The organism is Mobilisporobacter senegalensis, from assembly GCF_003752155.1.
Taxonomy (GTDB): domain Bacteria; phylum Bacillota; class Clostridia; order Lachnospirales; family Lachnospiraceae; genus Mobilisporobacter; species Mobilisporobacter senegalensis.
In genome coordinates, this window is the sequence record NZ_RJVG01000005.1 from 101,442 (window position 1) to 117,591 (window position 16,150).

The window sequence follows — 16,150 nt, forward strand, 5'->3', positions numbered from 1 at the left end:
TTACCTCGATTTTTTAATTCCTATTTTCTTTCACCCATAAAACAGATCCCAATGGCTCCAGGGCCGGAATGGGCTCCTATACTTGGGCTTATTGTATTTATAATTATATTCTTTGGTTGAAATCTGCTCTTGATTAATTCTTCTACATATCTGGCATCTTCCATGGAATCTCCATGAACAATACAGATCAATTCTATATTATCCTTAAAAGCTCCCATTCTTTCTTCCATATTGTCAACTATAGTACTTAAAGCACGTTTTCTTCCTCTGACTTTGGAAAGTGGTAAAAGAGCTCCCTCTTCATTAACATACAGAATTGGTTTTACATTAATTACTGTTCCCATTATTGCAGTCGTTTTAGATATTCTTCCGCCTCTGTTCAGGTGAAACAGGTCATCTACAGTGAATTGGACACAAAAATTCTGAAGATGATCTCTGATCCACTGTGCGACCTCTTCTATGGATTTGCCTGCTTTTTTAAGTTCCACTGCTTTCATGACGATCATTCCCTGACAAAGAGAAACATTGCAGGTATCAATTACAATAATATTACTTTCTTTATATTCCTCTGCAACTTCTCTTCCTCCAGCCATAACATTGCTGCAGCCTCCACTAAGGGCAGCTGAAAAGCTAAGGTGTAATATATCAAGACCATCTCCCGCATATTTGCGAAAAGTATCCAGTATTACAGCCGGATTACTGGCCATGGTAGTTGGCATTTTTCCTTCTCGCATTTTATCGTAGAATTGTTTTGGAGTAAGATTAATTTCATCTCCATATGTAATCCCATCTAAATCGTAATAATGAGGAATAATGCCAATCTGATTTTCTGTTATATATTCCTCGGGTAAATCTGAGTTTGAATCTGTAGTTATTACAAAATCTCTCATACTGATCTCCTTTAACATTACTTATTATTATATTTCATATATTTTATTCTACTCGTAAAAGTTGTATAACGCAACTTTATTCAGCAAAAATTAAGGACGAAGGTCCATGTATTGACCTCCGTCCCTGGAGATTATTTAAATCTTTTCTCAATAGAAGCTAGTATCTGATACAGGGCTGTTGCCATAATACAGAGGATGACAATACTCATCATGACCCAGTCTAATTTAAATACCTGGCTTCCATATATGATCAGATAACCTAATCCTGCCCTGGCAGCTAAAAACTCTCCAATTATGACGCCCACTAAAGAAAGACCAATATCCACTTTCATGATACTTAGTATAGAAGGTATATTACTTGGGATCACTACTTTAAAAAGAATATCTTTCTTATTTCCACCTAAGGTGCGGATCAATTTAATTTTATCTTCTTCTACTTCTTTAAAATCTGTATACAGGTTAATAATGGTAGCAAATACTGCAACTGACACGGCTGCCACTATGATAGTCTTCATATTGTTTCCCAGCCATACAATAAAAACAGGTGCCAGAGCTGACTTTGGCAGGCTGTTTAACACTACCAGATATGGCTCCAGAACCTTTGATATACTATCATTCCACCATAGCAAAATTGCTGTGAGCAGTCCAACTACTATAACTAAGAAAAAACTGAAAAAGGTTTCTAAAAGTGTCACTCCTATATGATAAAATATGATTCCGTCACTTGCCATATCTATGAAGCATTTAACAATTCTTGAGGGGCTGCTAAATACAAATGAATTAATAAGTTTTAAATCCGCTAATACTTCCCACATACCAATAAATACAATTAATATGATTATCTGATAAATGGTTATTTTCTTCATCCTGTTCTTATGAGCTCTTATGAATTCAAGTTGTGCCTTTGATACTTTAACTTCAGTATTTTGGACAATTTGTTTATTATTTTTCATGATTATTCAACTCCTCCCACAGCAAGTTAAAATAATCTTTAAATTCAGGTGTATTTCTTGCTTTTAATGGCGTCTTCTCCCCTTCTATTGTCAAGTTTACATCAACAATGCTTTTTACAGTACCTGGTCTTTCGCTTAGTACAATAATTCGATCTGCCATACTAATGGCTTCCCCAAGGTCATGTGTGATCAATAACGCTGTCTTCTTTTCTCTTCTTATGATCCGCCATATATCGTCTGATACTTCGATTCTTGTTTGATAATCCAGAGCTGAAAAAGGTTCATCAAGCAAAAGTATATCTGGTTCCAGTAAAAGAGTGCGGATTAAAGCTGCTCTCTGTCTCATACCTCCGGATAATTCCGTTGGTTTTGAATTCATAAATGTGATTAGACCATAGGTATTTAACATTTCATTTATCATAAGATAGCTATTTTCTGTCAATCTGTGTTGTATCTCAAGACCTAATGTAATATTTTTTAAAGTTGTCCTCCAGTCTAAGAGATGATCTTTCTGTAACATATATCCTATATTCTTACCTGAATTTGAAGATATTTGACCATTTATATATATATTGCCATCACTAGGCTTAATAAGACCTGAAATTAAGGAAAGAAGCGTAGATTTGCCGCAACCGCTTGGACCTACCACAGCAATAAATTCGCCCTCATTCACTTGAAAAGAGACTTTAGATAAAGCTTCAGTCTCTCCCTCTAATGTGTGGTATGAATAACTAATGTTATCTATATTAAGCAATTCTCCCATAATATTTCCCTCCATTACTGTTTATATAGTATTATATGAAGAGATTATTTAACCGTTACCATTTTAAACCCTATAGAAACATGGGTTAAAATTGTTAATTAATGTAGAACTGATTGGAATCCGCTCCTTTAGGCTCAAAAAAAGAGAATGAATTTCATGATTTCATAAAGTTCATTCTCCCATAGATCACTGTCTTCTAATGTCGTGGGGTAACCCTCTTTATCCTCGTCGGAGGTAATTTCATTTGTCCTCTAACAAGGTCCTCTTCATTCATGTTATGCACAATTATTTTCCGAAGAAGCGTTTTTCGTTCTTCAATATTTTTTTCTCTTTTCTTCATATTTTTCCGTTCTTTCTTCTGTTTCTTTAAAGAGAGAAAAGAGCTGGAACGCTTGATTTTCCTGTGTTTTTCCTGGGATTTTTCTGTGTTGAATTTTTAGAAGCTACGCGTGGTCTGTAATTGAAAAGGCAAAAAAAAGACCTGAGACGGGATGGTTTAATGCCCTATCTAGGTCTGAATTTAATTTTGTTTTAGCTATGTTTTCTATTATGTCGACGAGGATAATTGCGGTTACCTATGCGATATTGAATAGTGCCTCGGGACATAGTAGAATATTTCAGACCATAAGATTATTATATTCATTCTGATACAATTATTCAATAAAATAATCATCTTTTAAGCTATTCTTTTATTTGCTTTGGCTTCTCTTATTTCTATATATCCATCAGAAAACTTGAATTTAACGATATGCTCATTTCCAAATTTACATTCATAGCTAACTTTTTTTACTGATGTAACTAAAAACATGTTAAGGACTCTTGTAATATCTTCAATTAATACATCTTCGGCATCATAAAACACAACCATCTCGTCTTTCCCTAAACCATCAATTTCACATAATAAATTGTACAAAGTATAACGTCTCTCGCCATATAAAGGAAATCTTTCTATGACTTCGTATTTTGTCGTGTCCTGCCAATTGTCATTTTCTTCGAAAAATTCTCTAATGTTGTCTATAAACTCTCTACCTTTATAGGTCATAATAATCACTCCTCGTATTATATAGTAGTAGTGTTTATAGACCCTCTCCAAGGTCTGTATGCTATACTTTTTGGAGATACTGTGGATTGGTGAATCACTCCTACCACTTGATGGTTTCAGAAAGGCTCCAACCACAGGCTCTTTGTATATTTGTTAATCAGTTAGATACCGCATGACGGTTTATTTAGAACGAGGTTACAATCGCAGGGAGTACCCGTGGGTTCCAAACAGTATTAAATTTATTCAAAGGAGAATTGCTATGATTTACGCCGGAATTGATGTTGCCAAAGATAAGCATGATTGCTTTATCACTAACTCAGATGGTGAGGTGCTATTTAGAGCATTTACCATTCAAAACAACCGTGATGGTTTTGATGATCTTTTTCAGAAGATTTTCTCAGTTGCAAAAGATTTAACGAAAGTAAAAGTAGGGCTTGAAGCCACTGGACACTATAGTTACAATCTTCTCGGTTATCTCGTTGATAAAGGCCTTGCCACCTATGTTATCAATCCATTACATACCAATCTGTACAGAAAAAGTCTAAGCCTTAGACAGACGAAAACGGATAAAGTAGATGCCCGAACAATTGCTTCTATGATTATGTCTGATGTGAACTTAAAGTCCTACTCAGACACATCTTATCACAATGAAGAATTAAAGTCATTAACACGTTACCGTTTTGATAAAGTAAAAGAACGTGCTAAGCTTAAAACTTCTATTTCCAGACTTGTTACAATCCTTTTCCCTGAATTAGAAAAGCTTGTTCCTACGCTTCACATGGTTTCTATTTATACTTTACTTTCAGAATTTCCAAGTGCCAATGCTGTTGCATCAGCTCATCTCACAAAGCTTGCAAACCTACTTGAAACAGCATCAAAAGGGCACTATTCCAAAGATACCGCTATTCTTTTCAGAGAAGCTGCCCGAACTTCTATCGGTTCAAATATGCCTGCTAAATCGCTTGAACTGAAGCACACAATTAAACTTATTCAGGAACTTGATTCCGAGATAGATGAAATAGAATCTGAAATCAAAATCATTATGGATGAAATAAATTCCCCAATACTTAGTATTCCTGGAATAAGCTATCGTATGGGTGCAATGATTATCGCTGAAATCGGCGATTTTGAACGATTTGATACTCCTGATAAGATACTTGCTTATGCCGGTCTGTCACCATCGACTTACCAATCGGGTCAACTTGATGGTGCCTATTCCCATATGGAAAAACGAGGTTCCAAATATCTTCGTTACGCATTATTTAATGCGACTAAATTTGTTTGTAACTGGGATCCAACATTTGCAGCTTACCTTGCAAAGAAACGTGCCGAAGGTAAGCACTACAATGTAGCAATATCTCATGCTACGAAGAAGCTTGTAAGAGTCATTTATCAACTGGAATGTTCTGGGCAAACATACATTAAATTAGCTTAGGTTTTATAAATAAATATCTCCTTTTTGAGCACCTACAAAGATGCTCTGTTTGTCATGCAGTTTTCAATGTCCTATGAACTAATTTTCAGTTCTCAATCTATCTGAAATGCATTTCTGCAATTCATTCAAAAAAATAACATTTTAGACTTGACTTTTAATAGTTAGTCTTTCAAATGTTCTGGTGTAGTATACTATATTTTGCTTTTAATAAATATGAATCAACTATAATATTTATTTTTTTTTCACTATTTTTATGCTCTCTACTTGAATCAAATAAATCCTAACCAACTATGGCAAAATTTGAGAGTGGAAACACCTTTAATCCAAGCTTTTTTGTGTATTTCTTGTATCCGCTGATATATTTTATCATCTTCGGAATCTTAGTCCTTTCGGTCTTATGTGTATGTGCTCCCTTTATATTTTCTAAAAAGAAATCTCTTTTTATCAAAAACCAAATCTCTTGGTACATATTTCAGTCTATGGTAATTATTATGTATGCCTTTCAAAGTTCACTATATTGAAAACACTATATTCTTCCTGGTGAACTTCAGTTTTTCCTATTGTCAGATTAGTATTTGTTTTCATTTCCTTCCAGGTAATAAACGGCAATTTATTAATTATAAATTTACTTAAATTTTTCTTCTTGTTCATTGCTTACAGTTACAACCATTTTTAATTTATCACCTTTGTATTCTGCAAGGTTATTTTTTATTTCATTGAGTAATAAATCAGAAATCACTTAACCACCTACCTTATACCAATATTGTCTTGTCTCTTTTCTACTACTTTATATATTAGATTCAATTATTTTAATCATGATGTTAGGCATTTCACCTCTTTATCTATATATCGAATCCCCATTTTTTTACTCTTGCTTGTATGGCAAGCTTTACATTATTAAATGTAACAAAGATATTTTACATAAAATACAAAATTCGATTCCTTTTATAAATAATATCATAATTTTCTTCGTTTCAGTTCCTCCATTAATTCGATAAAATTACCTGGATAATACGACGTACAGAAATGCTTAAAATTTGTATCTCGGTAATTTGTATCGCTATTTATAGTCCAAATAACTCTTTCCAAATAGCACTGCTTTTTATCTTCTTCATTATCTCGATTATCTGCAGTTTGAAATATTAATATGACATCCTTATTATCGGAATTATAATTAATCCAACCCTTTTTCCATTAAAATACATTTTTTTCTTTTTAACTATTTATTACTTAAAATTCCCTTATATTCAGCAATATAGTCCTTTCCACAAGCTGTTACAGAGATTAAGTCTAATTTACCAATAAACATATATTCATATTCATTATTATATTCTGAATAATCAATACTTTCAGGAATTGAAGATACAGATTTATAATAATAATTTCTTACTTTTTTTTCATATGAGATAGGCTCATTATTTAAAAGCTCATTATCTTTTTTTATTTCTTCTTCTGTTTGATTTCTATATATAACCTTATAAGAATCACCCACTTTTTCAAGAGAATATAGAGGAATTACATTTTCTTTTTCTGTGATACTTTCTTGTATTTCGCTCTTACTTTTATAAATTTTTTCTACAGTTATTTCTTTCGCATAAACTATTCCAGTTGCACCCAAAACAAATACCAATAAACTAAATATTAATAAATTAAATTTACCCTTTTTTAAAAATTTCATAATTAGCCTCCCTTATTGAATTAATAATAAAAGTATACAGTTTGTGGTAATTATTGTCAATACCAATTGAGATATATGTTAAATTCACATATTACTATCTCAAAATTTTTATTTAATATTTATCTCTTCGATTTTTTCTTTTGTAGTGGTCTAAAAAATGGTTTGCACTATTAAGCACAGAGAATTCTTTTCCATTTTCCTTATAACTTCTTCCGGTACTACTTGTCAAAAATAGTTTAAGCAAATATAATTAAATTTATCTCACACTTTTTAAATCTATATTAGAAATTAATTACTTATTCCTTAAAGACCCTCTAAGTTCTATATTGGAATTCTGTATATCTATATTATAAGCAGTCTTTTACATTATAACAATTTATTACTTCTTTCACGATATATTTTAATATTCAAACAAATTAAATCGGCATGGAAACTTTATTAAATTTTTTTCTATCATTTGCCCAACATTTTCGCAATCTCCTATACCCAAAAAAGTAGATGTAAATTCATTTAAAAAGAATTTTTTAGTATCATCATCCCAACTATCAACCACTGATGGGTTTATAGCAAAATTATCCAACCGGCAAACAACCATATTATTTAATACATTTATTACTGTTTTTTCAGTTTCTTCCGAGTTTTATCCGAACTTCATCAAAATCCAGATTTTGCATAACTTCTTAAAATCAATCATTCAGGAATCTTTAGTTTAAACCATTTTCAGAATTCATCCCTGTAAAATACTTCTCCGAAAAACCTCAATTTCAAATATCACTGTGTCGTTGGGTAATATCCTTCATCTTCTTCTAGGTAATTCCATTCATCCTCCAACAAGATTATTTTCCCTTTCTTTTTCCTTCAAAAGTTCTTGCTCAGAAGCTCAATTTCTTCTTCTATTTTCCTTCATTCTTTCCGTTCCTTTTTCTTGTTTTCAGAAAAGCGAAAAGAGCTGGAATACTTGATTTTACTGGGATTTTTCTGTGCTGAATTATTAGATGCTATGCGTAGTCTGTAATTCAAAAGACAAAAAACAGACCTGAGATGGGGCGGTTTAATGCCCTATCTAGGTCTGAATTGCTAAGATGCTTTCGCATGATTTTCTATTTCATTTTCTACTTGTCGACGAGGATAATTCAAGTTACCGCAAGGATAAGACGAGGTGCCTCGGGACATTTAAATCCTTAATAAGCTACTATAATTCCGCCTTCATTAGCATATAAAGAAGCAATGCCTGCGGTATCCGCTATAAATACACTTTTAAATTTAACTAATTTTAATATTTCTTCTTTAATATATAAAGCTCTTTCATAGTTATTACAATGAGCAATTCCTAAAATTTTATTCTCTGGATCAATAACATCCTGAACTATAGTAGTAGCCATTAATTTTAAAGCTTTATTAATTCCTCTTGCCTGGTCAATCTTATAGATGGTGCCTTCCTTTGTTGCTCCCATGACAGGCTTTATATTTAAAGCGCTTGCAATGATTGCTTTCAGATTGGATAATCGTCCATTCTTTCTAAGTGTCTCTAAAGATTCTAATACAAATTTAGTATTTAATTCTTCAATAAAATGATTTATCTGCTCTACCACTTTTTCGAAAGGATGACCTGATTCTATATATTCTTTGATCTTCATCACTATTAAAGTCTGTGCCACAGAGGCTGCCTTGGAATCAAATACTGCGATATTTCGACCCGGATGTTCTTCCAGATATAATTTCTTAGCTAATTCAGCACTATTATATGATCCGCTTAAGCTGGAAGATAATGTTACTACATATTGATCTCCTTCTTCAGAAAATGCATTCATATATGCTTCTGGAGATGGACATGAGGATTTGGGGCAGTTCGGGCTTGCTTCCATCTTTCTAATAAATTCTTTTTGATCAAATGTTTCATCATCTACTATTGTTTCATTATCAATATGAATAGATAATGGTACCAATTCTATATGTTCATCTTTTTTTAAATCTGCTGTTAAGTCAGTACAGCTATCTCCAATAATTTTGTAATTCATAAAAATCCTCCTAAATCCAATTTCTACATTATGTAGTTTTCATTACTACCAATCATAACATGAATATAACCATTTGAAAAGAGGTATTTTATAATTTGTCGATTCAGGACATGTAAAAAGCGAGTGGATTAATTATTAATATAACCGCCACTCGCTTAAATATTATAGATTAATTATTAAATTTTAAAGGATTATTTTGTAACCAGTAACATAATCTGGTTGCTTCGATTTATAAATTTAGTCATTGCTTCTGCAGGCAATGGTTTATGACTTAACAATGCTAAATCATATAACTGTTCACAGATCAGATTTACATTGTCTCCTTCTTTATTCTCCAGGATGTATTGTACAAGTTTATTATTTGCATTTAATACTAAGGTTTCACTTGATCCAAACATATTTGGGTCCATTCCATACATATTGTACATCTTCATCATATCCTGCATTCTGCGGCTTTCTTCAGATAATGTGATCATAGAGGATACATTTTCATTTTTCAATTTTTCAACTTTAACTTCAAGTTTTTCTTTATTTAAAGCTTTTTTAAAGAGCTCTGTCAAAGTATCCACTTGTTTCTTTAATATTTCTTCATCCTCTTTATTCGCTTCTTCTTTTAGATTTTCCGTTAAATCTGAATCAATTCTTTGGAATTTGATTGCATCATCCTGCTGCTCTAATTGAGAAATAAAAGGCTGGTCAATATTATGAGTAAGAATCAATGCATCAATTCCTTCTTCTTTAAATAGATTGATATACTGACTTTGCTGTTGTTCATCTGTTACATAGAAGATAGTTGCTTGTTTCTTCTCATCTTTCTTGTTGTCCTCTTTTTCATCGGCTTCATTTTTCTCAGTTGATGAATCCTTAACTTCTTCTTTCTCTGGTTCATTCTCAGATTTTTTATTGCCTGCTTCAATATATTCAGGAAGAGTGATATATTTTCCCTCTAGGTTCTTAAAGATAATAAAGTCTTTCATCTTATCTCTGAATTTATCATCTTTTAAGCAGCCAAATTTAATGAATGGACTAAGGTCATCCCAGAACTTTTCATAATTTTCTTTATCCACTTTATACATTCCGGATAATTTATCTGCAACTTTTTTCGTAATATATTCTGAAATCTTCTTAACAAATCCATCATTTTGAAGAGCACTTCTTGAAACATTAAGAGGAAGATCAGGGCAGTCAATGACACCTTTTAATAACATTAAAAATTCAGGGATCACTTCTTTAATGTTATCTGCAATAAATACCTGATTATTATATAATTTAATAGTTCCTTCCAAAGTATCATATTCTGTATTTAATTTAGGGAAATATAAGATACCTTTTAAATTAAACGGATAATCCATGTTAAGATGTATCCAGAATAAAGGTTCTTTATAATCGTGGAAAACATTACGATAGAATTCTTTATACTCTTCATCACTACATTCATTTGGGTGTTTTGTCCAAAGAGGGGTAGGATTATTAACAGGTTCTGGTTTCTTAGGAACTTTCTTTGTTTCCTTCTTAGAGTCTTCGGATTCTTCCTTAGCATTTCCTTCTTCATCTACCGTTGCATCAATAACAGTATCTTCTGCTTCTGCCCCATCCACTTCTTCTTCCACTTCTTCAAATTCCTCTGGAGCATTGATATTTTTAAAATAAATCTCAACCGGCATGAATGAACAATATTTTTGGATCACTTCTTTTGCTCTGTATTCATTAGAGAATTCATAACTATCTTCATTTAAATAAAGAGTGATCTCAGTTCCGCGGGTTTCTTTATCCCCGTCGTTCATTTCAAATTCTGTTCCGCCTTCAGATACCCAATGAACTGGGACAGCACCTTCTTGATATGACAATGTATCAATGGTTACTTTATCTGCAACCATGAACGAGGAATAAAAACCCAGACCAAAATGTCCAATAATTTGATCTTCATTTGTTTTATCTTTATATTTTTCCAAGAAAGCTTCTGCACCTGAGAAAGCAATCTGATTGATATATTCTTTCACTTCATCGCCAGTCATACCAATACCATTATCGATAAACTTAATTGTTTTCTCCTCTGGATTTACAATGACTTCAATTTTGAACTTATTGTCGTCTGGAAGATTCACTTCTCCCATAAGCTCAAGTTTTTTTAGTTTTGTTACAGCATCACTACCATTAGAGATCAATTCACGAAAGAATATATCATGGTCAGAATATAACCATTTTTTAATAATTGGAAATATATTCTCCGAATTAATTGAAAGACTACCTTTTTGTTTACTCATAATAAATCTCTCCTATTCATAATAACATTTACAAAACTTATACTGTACGTCCCTGGATAAGTTCAACCAGAATCCAGATGTGGTTGAAACCACATCTGGATTAAGTTTCATTTTACATTTCATAAAATATCTTAATACGAAATAATTTCCTTGTCAAGATAAAATTAGCACTCAATATGGCTGAGTGCTAACAAATTTGTTGTTTTATTAAATTTCTTCATAAGAAATACTATTTTCCTTTAAAAAATTCTTTACATAAGAATCCCATTCATGTTCCAAAGATTTATCTAATGTAAAAGTTCGAAGTGATGTACCTGTAATTATATGCAATTCATTATGTTCATATCTGACATTTAAATATAATCCATTTACATCTTCTTTTTTAAATGGCAATTTCATTTCATCTAAAATTTTTTGAGTATTCTTACCTTGAAATTGTAATACTATTTTAATAAATTGTGGTGTCTTACTTCCTTTCATTAATTGAAAAGCAAATGGTTTTATTTCTATCCAGTTTGAATAATCCTCAAGTTCTTCCAGTTCATCGTTTGTGAACCACTCTTTATTCAATTTTCCTGATACATGAAATTGACTAAAGGTAGTAATATCTAATTCGCAGAGAAGATAATCATCAAAAACAGAATGTATTAATAAACTTGACATAAACGATTTAACATCAAGTATTTTCATTGAAATCATGTTGCAGCTCCTTTTCTATTAAAGATTGAAATTTTATGGCAAAGATATATAATAAGTATATCATGTTTATGCAAGGAGAAGAAGAATGGAATATAAAAATAATCCGTATGATTTAATTCATTTTATCAATGATGCCACCTCACCTTTCCATGTGGTCGAAAAAAGTATCTCCCTTTTAGAAGAAGCAGGATTTGAGAAAATTGATGTAACCAAGAAATGGGCTCTTAAAAAAGGAAAATCTTATTATACAGCTCCTTATGGTTCTGTTTTATTTGCATTTACCATACCGGATGATCTTGAAAATAGTAATTTTAGAATTGCCGCTGCTCATACAGACCATCCCTGCCTTAGAATTAAGCCAATTGCAGAAATATGTGAAGGGGATTATCTAAAAGTTGATACAGGAATATATGGCGGTCCTATTTTAAATACCTGGCTGGACAGACCTCTCTCCATTGCCGGTAAAGTATCATTAAAAAGCGACGATATATTTCATCCAGGAACAAAATTGGTTGATTTTAAAAGGCCGATTCTAACCATTCCTAATCTGGCAATACATTTTGACAACACTATAAATAAAGGGGTGGAATTGAATAAACAGACGGATATGCTTCCATTAGCCGGTATGATGGGTGAGAACATCTGTAAGAAGGATTATTTTATTAAATTTTTAGCAAAAGAGATCGATGCTGACCCAGAAGATATTCTTGATTTTGATCTCTTTATATATAATGCTGAACCAGGACAAATTATTGGCATGAATGGAGATTTCATCTCCTGCCCAAGACTTGATAATCTGACATCTGTATTCTCTTGTATAAATGGAATCATCAATTCCCACAGAACAACGGGCATCAATATCATTGCTTTATTTGATAACGAAGAAGTTGGCAGTCTTACAAAGCAGGGTGCAGATTCAAATCTTTTAACAATCATTCTGGAGAAGATATACCATAGTTTTGCATTTGAACAGTCTGCTTTCTATGAATCTATTATGCGCAGCTTTCTTTTATCTGTAGATGTAGGGCATTGCCTCCATCCAAACAAACCTGAGAAAAATGACCCTGTAAATAAAAATGTTTTAAATGGTGGATTTGTCATAAAAATAGATCTGAACCAAAAATATGCATTTGATACAGAGGCAATCGCAGTAATACAGCAGATCTGTATTGCAAATAATATTGAATATCAGAAATTCATCAATCGTTCCGATATTGTTGGTGGAAGTACCTTAGGTGCCATGGTTTCATCTAAATTACCTATGAATACGGTAGATGTGGGTGTTCCGCTTTTAGCAATGCATTCTGCCAGAGAATTAATGGGAAGCAAAGACCAGGAAAGTTTAAATTCTTTAATAAAAGCATTTTTTATGGCTTAATCAATTGATTTTTTTCTTATATTGTTATGGTAATATTTAATATTAATCTCCTTTCGCATATTATTATTGAATCTACAAATACTTATTAAGAGATAAAAAATCTCATTAAGATTTCCATTTAAGATTATGATACAAAAGGAGAATAAAAATATGAGAGCAAGTCATGAAACCTATACAAAAGTAGCAGAAAATTGTAGTGAATACCTGCCTAAGGACAAAAAAGGATCATTAAGAGCAACCAACTCCATATCTGAAAATACACATGGCGTATCATGTGAAAGCTGTGGACATTTTGACAAAGAAGAATTTTGCAGATTAGATTTATATGATAAAATTGTAGATGAAATTGAATAATTAAAATTAAGGGCTGGTACTATATACATAGTAACGGCCCTTTTAGATTAAAGAAATGTTGCTATCAGATACAGGCACAATAAGTGCACTGGATAAAAAGCATAGAAAAGATACTTTACCTTCGGTCCTCTTAGACCATTATATAATAAAATAAATATTAACGAAAATGAAGCTATTCCCTCAAACCTTCCTCCTATTACTATAGTCACAAAGAGTACAGATAATATAAGGAATAATTTCTTTTCACGAAATAAGTAAAATGCCAAAATCAATATCACGCCCATAGCATTATAATCCGTTTTCAAAAGAATCGCCAATATACAACCGGCTAATATAACAATTAGCTGAAGAATAATCGATACCGGTAAATTTGATGGGAAATGGATTTTAATTTTATGTAAGCCATAGATCACGGCGAGACCAATCAATAAAGTAAAATAAACACTTTGATAATACTCATAAAATGGTTCTCCTTTTATGGCTAAGTCAAAAGGGATCTCTGATATCAAAGCAAAAATACCTAAACGTAACATATATTTATTCACATTTCTCGTATGAAACAGACCCTCCACGATCAAGAAACAAAAGATTGGGAAAGCGAGCCGGCCAATTGCTCTCATAACGTAATATATAGGTTCATCAGGTGGTATCAGCACATGTGCTGTATGGTCAATGAGCATCGTAATAATCGCGATCATTTTTAATGTAAAACTATTCATGGGAATCCCCTCTCTCCACATTTAATATTATTTCCCGATCAATAAAACTGCAGAACGGGCTTTCACCATATATTTTCTTTGATCCTTTAATATATTTTGGGACTTTTCTGTAATATCATAATTGAATATTTCATTATCTGATGTATTAAGAAACATATACCAGTTTGCCCCTTTTGAAAGTTTTGGCAGATCAAACTCGTGATCCTCCCAATGCATATTAAAAGCCAAGTAGAAATCATCATCATGATGTACTCTGTCTATCATGGCATATCTGCCGCAGAGCATAATGCCTAACATTCTGCTATAATTGGTATAGTCTGGATACCAGGCTTTTGTTCCGTGGAATGATAGATCTGGAAATCCACAAGAAGCATAATCCATATTTTTTAATTCTTCTTTCCAGTGTAAGATAGGATGATCCTTTCGAATCTGGATCAAAAGTTTAACAAAATCATGAATTTCTTTATTGGTATCAACTAATTTCCAATTCAGCCATGAAATACTGTTATCCTGACAATATGCATTATTATTTCCTTTTTGAGAATTTCCAAATTCATCTCCTCCAAGGATCAGCGGAACTCCCTGGCTTAGGATAAGGAGAAGGAAGGCATTTTTAATTTGTTTCATACGAAGTTCTAATACTTTTTTCTTCCTTGTATTTCCTTCTACTCCACAATTCCAGCCATAGTTATAATCTGTTCCATCCCGTCCTTTTTCGCCGTTATCCTCATTATGTTTTACATCATATGAGTATAAATCCATTAAAGTAAAACCATTGGTATTGGTAATATAATTAATGGATGCAGCCTTCTGGGGATTTCTTTTAAAGCAATCAGCCACTTTACTCACCTGTTCTTCATCACTTTTTAAAAAACGTCTCCCATCGGTAAGAAAACCATCATTATATTCCGCCAAATTCTTAAATTTGGGAACAAATTCTTTTGGATAGATCTCATCCGTATTCCAGCTAAGTCCAAAGATTTTTGTTTCACTAAGGAAGGGATCTGTAGCTATTAACTTTGGAGAAATAGCATTTTGGTTTATCTTGATACCATCAATATGAAATTCCATGACCCAATGGCGCAGGCAGTCAATGATAAACTGTTCATTGATACCAGGCTCAAAATAAAACTCCATAATTATCTCAATACCGGCCTTGTGCAATGCTTTTACCAGATCTTTAAATTCATCTATAGGATTTGCTGTATTTGCGGCGTAAGAGCTTTTTGGCACAAAATAATTACTCTGGCCTGTATACCCCCAATAATTTATCTTTTGATGATCCAAAGCTCCATGAGGATTGATAATCTCTTTTATAATTTCATCAAATTCATAGGATGGTAAAAGTTCAATTGCAGTAATTCCAAGATCCGTCAGATACGGGATTTTTTCAATGATCCCTCTAAAAGTTCCTTTATTCTTTACTTTAGATGAAGTATCTTTTGTAAATCCTCTTGTATGAATCCGGTATATGATAAGGTCTTCATAATTCGTTCTTAATGGACGGTCTTCTTCCCACTGATATTCAGAGAAATAAAACCCTCCCCGGATCTGTTTTTGCTCTGCTAAGTCTATCGCCTTTCCCCAATGCTCTTTCCCCGAAATTATCCTGGCATAAGGATCAATGAATTCCTTCCCTTCCACTTCATACATATACTCATAAAGATGGTAATCCAAATTATCAATTGCTAAATAAAATAGATTTCCCATTTTCTGTTCTAAACGAATGGACTCTATCAGTTCTTTGGAATCTTTCCCATAGATATTCAGTTTGCATTCTTCTCCATTGGGTACGGAAACTGAAAAATATACGCTCTTATCTACAAGTCGGACTCCTAACGGCAAAGGCGTCCCTTCTCTGATCTTAAAATATGATTCTTTTTCATATACACCCCTGGTACTTTTAGATTTAACTTTAGCCATCTTACTCCTCCAAAAGATTAGTAAATTTTATTAT

At 32.4% G+C, this 16,150-nt stretch carries 14 protein-coding genes; 3 read left to right on the forward strand and 11 right to left on the reverse strand.

Going from position 1 to position 16,150, the window contains the following annotated elements:
* Window positions 1-20: 20 nt before the first annotated feature.
* The 4 genes from EDD66_RS09565 to EDD66_RS09580 all read right to left on the reverse strand — a co-directional run bounded on the left by EDD66_RS09565 (window position 21) and on the right by EDD66_RS09580 (window position 3,648).
* On the reverse strand, window positions 21-890 hold the full coding sequence (locus EDD66_RS09565) for a DegV family protein (protein ID WP_123609348.1): 870 nt from the start codon (window positions 888-890) through the stop codon (window positions 21-23).
* A 131-nt stretch (window positions 891-1,021) separates the two neighbouring features.
* Entirely contained in the window at window positions 1,022-1,843 is an 822-nt protein-coding gene (locus tag EDD66_RS09570) for an ABC transporter permease (protein ID WP_123609349.1), read from the reverse strand.
* A complete protein-coding gene (locus EDD66_RS09575; RefSeq protein ID WP_123609350.1) occupies window positions 1,833-2,606 on the reverse strand; it encodes an ABC transporter ATP-binding protein in 774 nt (257 codons plus the stop codon). Before EDD66_RS09575 ends, EDD66_RS09570 begins: the two co-directional genes overlap by 11 nt.
* Before the next feature lie 676 nt (window positions 2,607-3,282).
* Window positions 3,283-3,648 (reverse strand): hypothetical protein, encoded by a 366-nt coding sequence (locus EDD66_RS09580; RefSeq protein WP_123609351.1) that lies wholly within the window; start codon window positions 3,646-3,648, stop codon window positions 3,283-3,285.
* A gap of 259 nt (window positions 3,649-3,907) precedes the next feature.
* Here EDD66_RS09580 and EDD66_RS09585 point away from each other — a divergent pair, with 259 nt between their 5' ends.
* A complete protein-coding gene (locus EDD66_RS09585) occupies window positions 3,908-5,083 on the forward strand; it encodes an IS110 family RNA-guided transposase (RefSeq protein WP_123609352.1) in 1,176 nt (391 codons plus the stop codon).
* 280 nt (window positions 5,084-5,363) lie between these two features.
* On the opposite strand, the gene EDD66_RS18430 is transcribed toward EDD66_RS09585, so the two are convergent.
* From EDD66_RS18430 to EDD66_RS09605, 5 genes are all read right to left on the reverse strand, one after another.
* The gene (locus tag EDD66_RS18430) at window positions 5,364-5,531 is read right to left on the reverse strand and encodes a hypothetical protein (RefSeq protein WP_170164310.1); all 168 of its coding nucleotides are present in this window, start codon (window positions 5,529-5,531) and stop codon (window positions 5,364-5,366) included.
* 771 nt (window positions 5,532-6,302) lie between these two features.
* Window positions 6,303-6,761 carry a hypothetical protein gene (locus tag EDD66_RS09590; protein WP_123609353.1) on the reverse strand — a complete coding sequence of 153 codons (459 nt, stop codon included), beginning with the start codon at window positions 6,759-6,761 and terminating at the stop codon, window positions 6,303-6,305.
* Window positions 6,762-7,942: 1,181 nt separating this feature from the next.
* On the reverse strand, window positions 7,943-8,779 hold the full coding sequence (locus EDD66_RS09595; protein WP_123609354.1) for a DegV family protein: 837 nt from the start codon (window positions 8,777-8,779) through the stop codon (window positions 7,943-7,945).
* A 191-nt stretch (window positions 8,780-8,970) separates the two neighbouring features.
* The gene (gene htpG / locus EDD66_RS09600) at window positions 8,971-11,043 is read right to left on the reverse strand and encodes a molecular chaperone HtpG (protein ID WP_123609355.1); all 2,073 of its coding nucleotides are present in this window, start codon (window positions 11,041-11,043) and stop codon (window positions 8,971-8,973) included.
* A 207-nt stretch (window positions 11,044-11,250) separates the two neighbouring features.
* Complete coding sequence (locus EDD66_RS09605; protein ID WP_123609356.1) at window positions 11,251-11,742, reverse strand: DUF5721 family protein; 492 nt, start codon at window positions 11,740-11,742, stop codon at window positions 11,251-11,253.
* An 85-nt stretch (window positions 11,743-11,827) separates the two neighbouring features.
* On the opposite strand from EDD66_RS09605, the gene EDD66_RS09610 reads away from it, so the two are divergent.
* Complete coding sequence (locus tag EDD66_RS09610; RefSeq protein WP_123609357.1) at window positions 11,828-13,120, forward strand: M18 family aminopeptidase; 1,293 nt, start codon at window positions 11,828-11,830, stop codon at window positions 13,118-13,120.
* A 150-nt stretch (window positions 13,121-13,270) separates the two neighbouring features.
* Window positions 13,271-13,474 (forward strand): hypothetical protein, encoded by a 204-nt coding sequence (locus EDD66_RS09615; RefSeq protein ID WP_123609358.1) that lies wholly within the window; start codon window positions 13,271-13,273, stop codon window positions 13,472-13,474.
* 47 nt (window positions 13,475-13,521) lie between these two features.
* Here EDD66_RS09615 and EDD66_RS09620 read toward each other — a convergent pair whose 3' ends face one another.
* Both EDD66_RS09620 and EDD66_RS09625 read right to left on the reverse strand, forming a co-directional pair.
* A complete protein-coding gene (locus EDD66_RS09620) occupies window positions 13,522-14,193 on the reverse strand; it encodes a TraX family protein (RefSeq protein ID WP_243115335.1) in 672 nt (223 codons plus the stop codon).
* 27 nt (window positions 14,194-14,220) lie between these two features.
* A complete protein-coding gene (locus EDD66_RS09625) occupies window positions 14,221-16,116 on the reverse strand; it encodes an alpha-amylase family glycosyl hydrolase (protein WP_123609360.1) in 1,896 nt (631 codons plus the stop codon).
* Window positions 16,117-16,150: the final 34 nt, after the last annotated feature.